The sequence below is a fragment of the Pseudomonas sp. PGPR N4 genome (assembly GCF_059693665.1).
Map to the genome: position 1 here is coordinate 224,394 of NZ_JCAUKV010000008.1, position 11,249 is coordinate 235,642.

Below are 11,249 nucleotides of genomic sequence, written 5' to 3' on the forward strand. Positions count from 1 at the left end.
GTCAGGTCGGCTGAATACGTTGCTTGAAGGTTCGCGGTACCGCGTGCACACCCGGTTGGTAGCGCTTCTGTTCGATGGCCGCCAGGGCCAGCTCCAGCGCGGCGGCGGCGATCAGACCGTGCTGCTGGGCCATGGCATTGACTGGCAGCGGCAGGAAATCGAGCAATTGGTTGTCACCAAAGGTGCCCAACTGCAGTTGGCGTGATTCGGCCGGGCGGGCCTGGAGGGCGTCGAACACCCCTTGCAGCAGTACATAGGAGGTGGTCACCAGCGCATCCGGCAAGCCGCCATGCTCGGCAATCAATTGCTCCATCAAGCGCTGGCCGCACTCGCGGCTGAACGCTTCGCCCTGATAGCGGCGGATCTCCCCGGTGAACTGCTGCAGGGCTTGATCGAAGCCGCCGGCCCGGGCCTGGCTGACCGACAGTTCTGGGCGTGCACCGATCAGGGCAATGCTGCGCGGGGCGGTTGCCAGCAGACTGCGGGCGAGTTGCTGGCTGGCATCGCGATCGTCGCTGATGACCGAGCAGAAGTGCGTAGGGTCAAGGCCACGGTCGATGGCAATTACCGGCAGGCCTTTGTCTTGCAAGGCGCGGTAGCTATCGTCCTCACCTGGCAAGCAACTGGCGACGAACAGCGCATCGCAGCGCCGGGCCCGGAACAGCTGCTGCAGTTGCCGCTCGATGTCCGGCTGGTCGTCGCTGCTGGCGATCAGCAGTTGGTAGCCACGCGCGCGGGCCGCCTGTTCGAGTTGCTTGGCTATGCGTGCATAGCTGGGGTTCTCCAGATCCGGGAGAATGAAGCCCAACGTGCGCGTGTGCCGGCTGCGCAGACCCGCCGCCTGGGGGTTTGGCGTGAAACCATGGGCGTCGACAACCGCCTGGACACGCTCGACGGTGGCGCTGCTGATACGCTGCTGTTCGGCCTTGCCGTTGATGACATAGCTGGCGGTGGTGACTGAAACACCTGCCAGACGGGCGATATCACTGAGTTTCACCGAATTTTCCTTGTTATTTCCGGGACTGGCTGTGGCACCTGATTGGGTAGTTTGACCCAGCCTCAAGCCTGCGCGCAGGCGACCATTGTCGCAATTGTCCGACGGGATGGGGCTTTTTCGTCGCAAGATTATCGAGTAACGTGGCCGCCTGGTCAGATTAAACGTTTCAGCCGACAATTATCAGCGGGCACTGCCGCCTGCGTCGGCTGTTGAGCTGGTTGTTTTGCTGAATTTCACAACAATACCTCAGTACCCGCTGCGGGACTGCAAAAGGAGAAGGTCATGCTCGAGCTCGCCAAAGAGCAGATAGCCATGGGTCAGTCTGCCGCCGACAAAGGCCAGGCTCTGCGCCTGCTGGCTGACTGCCTGGTTGCCGATGGACTGGTTGCCGAGGGCTACCTGCAAGGCTTGCAGGACCGCGAGGAGCAAGGCTCGACCTTCCTCGGTCAGGGCATTGCCATTCCCCACGGCACGCCGCAGACGCGTGATCAGGTGTTTGCCACCGGCGTGCGCTTGATGCAGTTCCCCGAGGGCGTGGACTGGGGTGATGGGCAGATGGTCTACCTGGCGATTGCCATCGCCGCCCGCTCCGACGAACACCTGCGCCTGCTGCAACTGCTGACCCGCGCCCTCGGTGAGACCGACCTGGCCCAGGCACTGCGCCGGGCCAGTTCGGCCGAGGCGCTGCTCAAACTATTGCAGGGCGCACCGCAGGCGCTGGCGCTGGATGCGCAGTTGGTCAGCCTGAACCTGCCGGCTGACGACTTCGAAGAGCTGGCCTGGCGCGGCGCTCGTTTGCTGCAACGCGCCGGCTGCGTCGAAAGCGGCTTTGCCGCCATGCTGCAGCAGGCCGAGCCGCTGCCGCTGGGCGAAGGCCTGTGGTGGCTGCACAGCGAGCGCCAGGTGCGCCAGCCGGGGCTGGCGTTCATCACCCCGCAGCAGCCGCTGCGTTATCGCGATCAGCCGCTCAATGGTCTGTTCTGCCTGGCCAGCCTGGGTGCTGCCCATCAGGCGTTGCTCGAGCGCCTGTGCGAAGTGCTGATCGAAGGCCGTGGGCAGATGCTCTATCAGGCCACCAGCAGCCGCACCGTGCTTGAAGTGCTCGGCGGTGAAGTTCCGGCTGACTGGCCCAGTGCACGGATTGTGCTGGCCAATGCCCACGGCCTGCATGCACGCCCGGCCAAGGTGCTGGCGCAACTGGCCAAAGGCTTCGAGGGTGAAATCCGTATTCGTCTGCTCGACGACAGCCAGCCGGCGGTATCGGTGAAGAGCCTGAGCAAGCTGCTCGGCCTCGGCGCCCGCCGTGGTCAGACGCTGGAATTGATTGCCGAACCGAATATTGCCAACGATGCCCTGCCGGTGTTGCTGGCGGCCATCGCCGACGGCCTTGGTGAAACCGTTGAAGCACTGCCCCAAGCCAGCACCGAAGAGGTCGTAGTGGTTGCCGAACCGCTCTCGGCACCTGTGCCTGGCAGCCTGATTCAAGGCGTGCCTGCGGCCCCGGGGATTGCCTGCGGGCCGGCGCATATCTGCGTCGAACGTGACATCGACTATCCGCTGCGCGGTGTCTCGCCAAGCCAGGAGCGAGCGCAATTGCGCGCTGCGCTGGAAACCGTCAATGCAGAATTGCAGGCACTGGTGCAGCGCAGCGACAAAGCCATCGGCGAGATCTTCATCACCCATCAGGAAATGCTCGCCGACCCGGCCCTGATGGACGAAGTCGAGCAACGCCTGGGCCAGGGCGAAAGCGCTGCCGCCGCCTGGATGAGCGTTATCGAGGCCGCCGCGCGCCAGCAGGAAGCCCTGCACGACGCACTGCTCGCCGAGCGCGCCGCCGATCTGCGTGACATTGGTCGGCGCGTGCTGGCGCAACTGTGCGGCGTCATCGATACCCCTGAGCCAACAGAGCCCTATGTGCTGGTGATGACCGAAGTCGGCCCGTCCGACGTCGCCCGGCTCGATCCGCAGCGGGTCGCCGGCATCGTCACCGCCCAAGGTGGCGCTACTGCCCATAGCGCCATCGTTGCGCGTGCGTTGGGCATCCCGGCGGTAGTCGGTGCAGGCGCGGCGATGCTGTTGCTGGCCCCCGGCACGCCGCTGCTGCTCGACGGCCAGCGCGGCCGGGTCAGCGTGGCGCCGGCCGCGGATGAGCTGCAACGCGCGTTGACCGAACGCGACCAGCGTGAACAGCGCCTGCAGCAAGCCTGGGCCAGCCGCCATCAACCCGCCGTCACCCGCGACGGCCATGCCATCGAAGTTTTTGCCAACATCGGCGGCAGCCAAGGCATCGACAAAGTGGTCGAGCAGGGCGCCGAAGGGGTTGGCCTGCTGCGCACCGAGCTGATCTTCATGGCCCACCCGCAGGCGCCCGACGTGGCAACCCAGGAAGCCGAATACCGGCGCGTACTCGATGGCCTCGACGGGCGGCCGCTGGTAGTGCGCACGCTGGATGTCGGCGGCGACAAACCGCTGCCGTACTGGCCGATCGCACGCGAAGACAACCCGTTCCTTGGCGTACGCGGTGTGCGCCTGACCTTGCAGCGCCCGCAGATCATGCGCGACCAGTTGCGCGCATTGTTGCAGGCCGCCGACGGCCGCCCCCTGCGGATCATGTTCCCGATGGTCGGGCAGATCCACGAGTGGCGCGAAGCCAAGGCCATGGTCGAACAATTGCGCGAAGAGATCCCGGTCGCCGACCTGCAACTGGGGATCATGGTCGAGGTGCCTTCCGCGGCCTTGCTGGCGCCACAGCTGGCGCGCGAGGTGGACTTCTTCAGCATCGGCACCAACGACCTGACCCAGTACACCCTTGCCATCGACCGCGGCCACCCGAGCCTGTCAGCCCAGGCCGATGGCCTGCACCCGGCAGTGCTGCGCCTGATCGACATGACCGTGCGCGCCGCCCATGCCGAAGGCAAGTGGGTGGGGGTCTGTGGCGAGCTGGCCGCCGACCCGCAAGCGGTGGCCATATTGCTTGGGCTTGAGGTCGACGAGCTCAGCGTGGCCTCGCGCAGCGTCGCCGAAGTCAAGGCGCTGGTGCGCCAGCGTGATTACCAGACGGCCCGTGCGCTTGCGCTCGAGGCCCTGCAACAAGACAGCGCCGCCGCCGTGCGCGCGTTGGTGGAGCACTACTGATGGCCAAGATCCTGACCCTGACCCTGAACCCGGCGCTGGATATCACCGTCAGCCTCGACAGCTTGCGCGCAGGCCAGGTCAACCGCAGCCAGGCGCAGCACAGCCACGCCGCCGGCAAGGGCCTGAATGTCGCCCAGGTGCTGGCCGACCTTGGCCACAGCGTGACCGTCGGCGGGTTTCTTGGCCGCGACAACCTGCAGCTGTTCGAAGCGCTGATCCAGTGGCGCGGCTTTGCCGACTGCTTTGTCCGCGTGGCCGGCGAGACGCGCAGCAACATCAAGCTGGTCGAGGCCAACGGCTGCGTGACCGATATCAACGGCCAGGGCCCGGAGGTCGATGCCGCTTCACGCAGCGCGCTGATGCGCAAGCTGCTGCAGATTGCGCCAGGGCATGACGCGGTGGTGGTTGCCGGCAGTCTGCCGCGCGGCATCGACCCGCAGTGGTTTGCCGAGCTGCTCGGGCAGCTCAAGGCGCAAGGCTTGAAGATTGCTCTGGACAGCAGCGGCGAGGCCTTGCGCGCCGGCCTTCAGGCAGCGCCCTGGCTGGTCAAGCCGAACACCGATGAGCTTGCTGAGGTACTCGGCCACAGCGTCACCGGTCGGGCCGAACAGCAGCAGGCTGCCAGCCAACTACTGGCAAGCGGCATCGAGCATGTAGTGGTTTCGCAAGGCGAGCACGGCGTCAGCTGGTACCGCGCAGGTGCCGTGCTGCACGCACAACCGCCGCAGGTGCGCGTGGCGAGCACGGTCGGTGCCGGCGACTCGCTGGTGGCCGGCATGGTCCATGGCCTGTTGCAGGGCGAGGCGCCAGCACAGACGCTGCGCCGCGCCACCGCCATCGCCGCCCAGGCGGTGACGCAGGTCGGCTTTGGCATCCGCGACCGCGCGCAGCTGGAGCAACTGCAAGCAGGCGTACACATCACAGAACAACAAGAGGCTTGCCGATGAACATTGCCATTGTCACCGCCTGCCCCAACGGCCAGGTCTCCAGCGTACTCAGCGCGCGCCTGCTGGCGGCTGCAGCGCAGCGCCGCGGCTGGAGCACCAGCGTCGAGGTGCAGGATGCCGAGCACCCCGAACGTAATTTGAGCGCCACGCAGATCGCCGAGGCCGACTGGGTGCTGGTGATCAGTACCGGCGCGGTCGATCTGTCGCGCTTCGTTGGCAAACGCCTGTACCAGAGCACACCGGCTCAGGCGTTGGCCGATCGCGAGAGTTTTCTCGATGAGGCAGCTGCCCAGGCGCAGGTCCACAGCGCCAGCGCCGTGGTCGATGCACCGGCCGCGCTGGGGCCGCCGAAGATAGTCGCGGTCACGGCCTGTCCAACCGGCGTGGCCCACACCTTCATGGCTGCCGAAGCCTTGCAGCAGGCCGCGCAGCAACTGGGCTACCAGCTCACGGTGGAAACTCAGGGTTCGGTCGGTGCGCGCAATCCGCTGTCGGCGCAGGCCATTGCCGAGGCCGATGTGGTACTGCTGGCGGCCGACATCGAAGTGCCCACTGCGCGCTTTGCCGGCAAGCGGGTCTACCGCTGCGGCACCGGCATAGCTCTCAAGCAAGCCAAGGCCACCCTCGACAAGGCCCTGCTCGAAGCCAAGCAGGAAAGCGCTGCCGATGCCGCCGCGGGGGCCACGGCCAGCAGCGAAAAAAGCGGCGTGTACAAGCACCTGCTGACCGGTGTGTCGTTCATGCTGCCCATGGTGGTAGCTGGCGGTTTGCTGATCGCCTTGTCCTTCGTGTTCGGCATCAATGCCCACGAAGTGCCCGGCACCCTGCCGGCGGCGTTAATGCAGATCGGCGCTGAGGCAGCCTTCAAACTGATGGTGCCGCTGCTGGCCGGTTACATCGCCTGGTCGATTGCCGACCGCCCTGGCCTTGCGCCGGGGATGATCGGCGGGATGCTGGCGACCATTCTTGGCGCGGGCTTTATCGGCGGCATCGTAGCCGGCTTTCTGGCCGGCTACAGCGCCAAGGCGATCAGTCGCTGGGTGCGCTTGCCGAGCAGCCTCGAGGCGCTCAAGCCGATCCTGATCATCCCGCTGCTGGCCAGCCTGTTCACCGGCCTGGTGATGATCTATGTGGTGGGCCAACCGGTCGCCTCGATGCTTGCGGGCCTGACCCAGTTCCTCGACAACATGGGCACCACCAATGCCATCCTGCTCGGGCTGCTGCTGGGTGGGATGATGTGTGTGGACCTTGGCGGGCCGATCAACAAGGCGGCCTATGCGTTCTCGGTCGGCCTGCTGTCGAACCAGAGCTTTGCACCGATGGCCGCAACCATGGCTGCCGGCATGGTGCCGCCGATCGGCCTGGGAATCGCCAGCCTGATCGCCCGCAGCAAGTTCGCCCAGAGTGAGCGCGAGGCAGGCAAGGCAGCCTTGGCATTAGGCCTGTGCTTTATCTCCGAGGGGGCGATCCCGTTTGCTGCCAAGGACCCGTTGCGGGTGATTCCAGCGAGTGTTATCGGCGGCGCGCTGACCGGGGCGCTGTCGATGTACTTTGGCTGCAAGCTGATGGCGCCGCATGGCGGCCTGTTCGTATTGTTGATCCCCAATGCGATCAACCATGCGCTGTTGTACTTGCTGGCGATTGCCGCCGGCAGCCTGGTCACGGCGCTGATCTATGCCGTGCTCAAGCGTAAAGAGCAGGTCGAGCTGGCGATAGCGCCGGTCAAGGCCTGAGACCTGAGCGCCAGGCCCCTTCGGGTGAAGGGGCCTAGCGTTTGTGCTTGTGCCGCAATGGCACCAGCAGTTCACCCAGCCCGTTGTGATCTATCTCATGCATCAAAGCCAGCAGCGCCCCTAGCTCACCTGGCGGAAAGCCCTTGCGCGCAAACCAGCCAAGGTAATCGCCAGGCAGATCGGCCAACAGCCGGCCCTGGTACTTGCCGAATGGCATGCTGCGGGTCACCAGCAGTTGCAGGTATTCAGGTTTCATCGCCAGCCGCCTCCGGATAAAGCGCCGACGATACTGCAATCTGCACGAGGGCCCAAGCGGTGATCATGCAGAACGCCGTTTACAAGGGTTAGGCATTAATCCGTAAGCTAATGATTTATAAGTATTTTTTGTTGCTCGATAAATTGGCACGAAGCCTGCTCTGTATATAACCACTTCCCACTGCCAAGGAGTTTGAGCAATGAGCAATCCAAACAAAGATGTAATCGACGTCCTCAACGACCTGATCGAATACAGCAAGGATGGCGAGAAAGGCTTCAAGACCTCTGCCGAGGACGTGAAGAATCCTGAGCTGAAAGCGTTCTTCGTCAAGCGCGCTGCTGGCTGCGCTACCTCGGCTGCCGAGCTGCAGAGCGAAGTGCGTCGTCTGGGCGGCGATCCAGAAACCTCTACCAGCGTCAGTGGTGATCTGCACCGCGGTTGGGTCAATCTGAAGTCGCTGCTGACCGGCAAGGACGACGAAGCGATCCTCAATGAAGTCGAGCGCGGTGAAGACCACGCCCTCAAGGCTTACAAAGAGGCCCGTGAGAAGCTGGTCAAACTCGGCCGTACTGCTACCGATAGCAGCTACAACCTGGTCGAAACTCAGCTACAAGGCGTACAGCGCAATCACGATGAAGTGAAGGTCCTGCGCGACGCAGCACGCGCCCGCTCTTAATCGAGCGGTCCCTCTACCCGGTTACGGCCTTTGGCCTTGGCCCGGTAGAGGGCCTCGTCCGCGGTGCTCAGCAGACTGGCCAAGTCTTGCTGGGTACCGGGGATGTACAGGCCGATGCCGATGCTCACCGTCACCGAGTGGGTATCTGCGCCAAATGGCGCCAAGCCCTCCACCCCCTGCTTGATCCGCTGCGCCAGCAGCAGTGCGCCAGCCTGTTCGGTTTCCGGCAGCACAATCTGAAATTCCTCGCCGCCATAGCGCGCTGCCAAGTCTGAAGGCCTGCGAATACAGCCTTCTATGGTTTTCGCGACCTCCCGCAATGCATGGTCACCACCGGCATGCCCGTGGCGTTGATTGAACGCCTTGAAATGATCGATATCGACCATCAGGATCGCCAACGGCCTGCGGTTGCGCTGTGCCCGTGCCCATTCCAGACGCAGCACCTGATCCAGCCGCCGGCGGTTGGCAAGGCCGGTCAAGCTGTCGGTTGCCGCCAGTTTTTCCAGGCCTAGTTCGAGCTCCTGACGACGGCGCAGCTCGCGTCCGAGCAGCACCGTCAGCCACAGGATGGCGATGCACAGCACGCCCGTGGCGATGCTCACCACGGCGGCGGTACGGCGCCATGACTGGAATACTTCATCGCTCGAGTGCGCTACCACCACAACGAGTGGCTGGTCGGCAACCTGGGCGAAGGTGTACAGGCGCTCGACCCCGGAAGCACTGGACTTGGCAGTAAAGCTGCCACTGCGTTGGCTGAGGATGCGCTGGAAGTTGGGCCGGCTGCTGAAGTTGCTGCCGATCAGCGTACTGGGTGCCGCACTGGGATGGCGCGCCAGCAACTGGCCGTCGGTGTTGAACAGGCTGATGCTGCTGTCGACACCGATATCCAGGCGCTGGAACAGCTCGCTGACGTAACCCAGGCGCAGTGCGCCGGCAGCAATACCTGCGAACTCACCATTCAGCCCGTTGATACGCCGGCTGAAACTGATGCACCAGTCCAGGTCGCCAAGCCTGGCCTTGAACGGTGGGCCGATCAACATGCCCAGGCTGGGGTCGGCCTGATGGGCCTTGAATACCTTTGTGTCGGCGAAGTTGGCCTTGCGCGGGACAGCGCTGGTGGAGTCGCCAATCACGTTCCCCTGCGCATCGATCCACAGTACGTCACCGCGCCGGCGGTCGATGAAGGCTTCGTTGAACAGCAGCCGCTGGCGCAGCTCGCTCGGCACGCCAGTCAATTCCTTGCGCCCGACTGCCCAGATCAGCCCTTGCAGGGACTGGTCGTAAAGCTCGATGTTGCGTAGCACATCGCTCTCGATCAGCTGGACGATGTTGCTCGACGAACGGATTGCCGACTGCTCGACGCTGTCGCGTTCGCGGGCGAGCAAGAACACCACTATCGCCAAAATCGCGAGCACAGCCAGGCAGCTGCCTAGATTGAGCAACAGTTCGGGGTGCGACTTGAGCGGGGCATTCCCCGGTGATCGATTGGGCAACATGAGGCTCGCAACTGCGTAAGTCCCTCGTGTCCTTGAGGGGAGGGCCAGGGCGGGGCGGCGGTAGTGTAGGGAAGCGGTGATTGTCGGACAAGAAGTTATCTGGCCATCCGACGAGTGCGTGCAGCGCTGGCGGGGCTGATACGGGGCGCTCTGCAGCGGCAAAGCCGCATTGCAGAGTGCCCCGTGCTTGCAGGCCGCGATCAGAACAGGTTGAGCGGATAATCCACGATCAGGCGGATTTCATCGTTGTCCTGCTCGGCAGCGTAGGCCTGGTTGGCGCGATGGCTGGCATAACGCAGGAGTACCGACAGGTCTTTGAAGTCGCCCTGCTGGAATACGTACTTGATGTCCAGGTCACGTTCCCAATGGGTGGCGTGCTTGCCGTCGGCATTGTAGTAGTCGTAGTAGGCGTTGTTTTGCGCTGCCTTGGTCAGGTCAGCTTCTCCGCGTGAGTACGACAGCTCAGTGCTCAGGCCATCGACGCCGAGGCCGGCAAAATCATAACCGTAGGCCAGCTTCCACGAGCGCTCGTTCGGTGCGTTGAAGTCCGAGTACATCCGCGAGTTGTCGAGGAACACGCTGTCACCCAGATTGATGTAGTCGAACGGCGTCTTGCCGTTGACCCGCTGATAGGCGGCGGTAACGCTGTGATGACCGGCGTTGACCGTGAAGTGCAGGCTGAACGTGTTGTTGTCGATGTCGCCCAGCAGCGCCTGGCCGGTGTCCTGGGTGTGATAGAAGTGCAAACCCGGGTTGAGGCTGACCAGGTCGTTGACTGCATAGGTGTAGTCAAAGTCGAAGTAGTACTGGTTCCAGATGTCCTTCAGCTCGGCTGCATAGAGGTTGCTGGTGATCGCTTCGCTGCCGCTCCAGGAGGCGCCGGCCCAGCTCAGGTGCTGACTGTCGCGGTTGTCCTGCAAGGCGCCGTAGTAAGTGTCGATGCGGCGGTGGCCGCTCTGGTTGTACGGCTTGGTGAAGCTGACCTGGCCGCCTTCGAGGAGCAGGCCGTCGATGCTGTTGTTGCTCAGGCTGACGCCGCGAAAGGTCTGCGGCAGCATGCGCGTTTCGCCGCCGGCGATGACCGGGTTGCTGAGGAACAAGTCACCGGCCTTGAGCTCGGTGTCGAACGCCTTGAGCTTGAGCGCGGCACCGGCAGTGGAGAAGGCGTGCGGCGCAGCGCCCAGCTCGCCGTTGGCCTTGGTGTGTTCAGGCAGGATGCTGGTGCCGGCATAGCCGCCACCGCCATCGAGCTTGAGCCCGAGCATGGCGTGCGCATCCAGGCCGAAGCCGACAGTGCCCGGGGTGTAGCCGGACTCAAAGCGGGCGACGAAACCCTGGCCCCATTCACGGTTGTCGCGCACACCGCTATTGAGGTTGTTGCGGTTGAAGTAGGCGTTGCGCAGATGCAGGTTGAACGAGGAGCCTGCAACAAAACCTTCAGCGGCTTCGTCGGCGTGGGCAACGCTTGGCATCGTTGCGGCGAATGCAATGAACAGCGGGGTGAAACGGAAAGCGGAAGACACCGGTTAGAGCTCCTTTGGTCTGACGGTGGGGCAATTTTTATTGTCGAAAAACGCAGTGACTGCAGTGAGTCAAGGTATCTGCGTGGTGCAAATTTTGGACATAAAAAAAGCCGCTGATCAGCAGCGGCTTGAAGAGGCTAACATATCGGCGCGCAGGGCGCCCACGTGCAGGCCTTGGGAAGAGGGGCAGATGCAGGTAGCTCGATCAGCTGTCGCTGGCAGCATCCTGGTCAGTCTTGGCAGCTGTCTGCTGCGCATCTTTGCCGGCCTCAGCCGATTGCGCGGCATAGCCTTCGCGGGCTTCTTGATGGGCCGTGGCAAGGGCTGCGTTACGGGCGACAAAGGCCGGCGATTCTTCCGCCATGGCGAGCGGTGACAACAACAGGGAAGAGGCAACGAACAGGCTCGCGATACCCATACTGTTGGACATTTGAAACAACCTTCTTGCGCTGCAAGTGTGAGTGAGGACAGGCGCCAAATTAGTCC

General features: G+C 63.7%; 9 protein-coding genes. 4 read left to right on the top strand and 5 right to left on the bottom strand.

What is annotated here, in order from left to right:
* Nucleotide 1: 1 nt before the first annotated feature.
* Nucleotides 2-997 carry a catabolite repressor/activator gene (gene cra / locus AC58X1_RS24325; RefSeq protein ID WP_101316594.1) on the bottom strand — a complete coding sequence of 332 codons (996 nt, stop codon included), beginning with the start codon at nucleotides 995-997 and terminating at the stop codon, nucleotides 2-4.
* A gap of 282 nt (nucleotides 998-1,279) precedes the next feature.
* Between cra and ptsP the strand changes: the two genes are divergently transcribed.
* The 3 genes from ptsP to AC58X1_RS24340 are packed head-to-tail and all read left to right on the top strand — an operon-like array spanning nucleotide 1,280 to nucleotide 6,812.
* Nucleotides 1,280-4,132: a phosphoenolpyruvate--protein phosphotransferase gene (ptsP, locus tag AC58X1_RS24330; RefSeq protein ID WP_497429593.1), complete on the top strand. Its 2,853-nt coding sequence runs from the start codon at nucleotides 1,280-1,282 to the stop codon at nucleotides 4,130-4,132.
* Entirely contained in the window at nucleotides 4,132-5,079 is a 948-nt protein-coding gene (gene pfkB / locus AC58X1_RS24335; RefSeq protein WP_447735729.1) for a 1-phosphofructokinase, read from the top strand. Before ptsP ends, pfkB begins: the two co-directional genes overlap by 1 nt.
* A complete protein-coding gene (locus AC58X1_RS24340; protein WP_101316600.1) occupies nucleotides 5,076-6,812 on the top strand; it encodes a PTS fructose-like transporter subunit IIB in 1,737 nt (578 codons plus the stop codon). The genes pfkB and AC58X1_RS24340 overlap by 4 nt, the downstream gene beginning before the upstream one ends.
* A gap of 34 nt (nucleotides 6,813-6,846) precedes the next feature.
* Here the strand turns inward: AC58X1_RS24340 and AC58X1_RS24345 are convergent, their stop codons facing one another.
* Nucleotides 6,847-7,068: a DUF3820 family protein gene (locus AC58X1_RS24345; protein WP_101316602.1), complete on the bottom strand. Its 222-nt coding sequence runs from the start codon at nucleotides 7,066-7,068 to the stop codon at nucleotides 6,847-6,849.
* Between the two features lie 199 nt (nucleotides 7,069-7,267).
* On the opposite strand from AC58X1_RS24345, the gene AC58X1_RS24350 reads away from it, so the two are divergent.
* Nucleotides 7,268-7,744 (top strand): ferritin-like domain-containing protein, encoded by a 477-nt coding sequence (locus AC58X1_RS24350; RefSeq protein WP_101316604.1) that lies wholly within the window; start codon nucleotides 7,268-7,270, stop codon nucleotides 7,742-7,744.
* On the opposite strand, the gene AC58X1_RS24355 is transcribed toward AC58X1_RS24350, so the two are convergent.
* The 3 genes from AC58X1_RS24355 to AC58X1_RS24365 all read right to left on the bottom strand — a co-directional run bounded on the left by AC58X1_RS24355 (nucleotide 7,741) and on the right by AC58X1_RS24365 (nucleotide 11,193).
* Nucleotides 7,741-9,237, bottom strand: coding sequence for a sensor domain-containing diguanylate cyclase (locus AC58X1_RS24355; RefSeq protein ID WP_101322943.1), 1,497 nt, complete (start codon nucleotides 9,235-9,237; stop codon nucleotides 7,741-7,743). The genes AC58X1_RS24350 and AC58X1_RS24355 overlap by 4 nt on opposite strands.
* Before the next feature lie 203 nt (nucleotides 9,238-9,440).
* A complete protein-coding gene (locus tag AC58X1_RS24360; protein ID WP_497429594.1) occupies nucleotides 9,441-10,763 on the bottom strand; it encodes an OprD family porin in 1,323 nt (440 codons plus the stop codon).
* Nucleotides 10,764-10,968: 205 nt separating this feature from the next.
* A complete protein-coding gene (locus AC58X1_RS24365; RefSeq protein ID WP_188035371.1) occupies nucleotides 10,969-11,193 on the bottom strand; it encodes a hypothetical protein in 225 nt (74 codons plus the stop codon).
* Nucleotides 11,194-11,249 lie beyond the last annotated feature (56 nt).

Bases quoted from the DNA above. Each gene is read 5' to 3' on its own strand.
- ptsP (WP_497429593.1), top strand. From the start codon at position 1,280: ATGCTCGAGCTCGCCAAAGAGCAGATAGCCATGGGTCAGTCTGCCGCC.
- pfkB (WP_447735729.1), top strand. From the start codon at position 4,132: ATGGCCAAGATCCTGACCCTGACCCTGAACCCGGCGCTGGATATCACC.
- AC58X1_RS24340 (WP_101316600.1), top strand. From the start codon at position 5,076: ATGAACATTGCCATTGTCACCGCCTGCCCCAACGGCCAGGTCTCCAGC.
- AC58X1_RS24345 (WP_101316602.1), bottom strand. From the start codon at position 7,068: ATGAAACCTGAATACCTGCAACTGCTGGTGACCCGCAGCATGCCATTC.
- AC58X1_RS24350 (WP_101316604.1), top strand. From the start codon at position 7,268: ATGAGCAATCCAAACAAAGATGTAATCGACGTCCTCAACGACCTGATC.
- AC58X1_RS24365 (WP_188035371.1), bottom strand. From the start codon at position 11,193: ATGTCCAACAGTATGGGTATCGCGAGCCTGTTCGTTGCCTCTTCCCTG.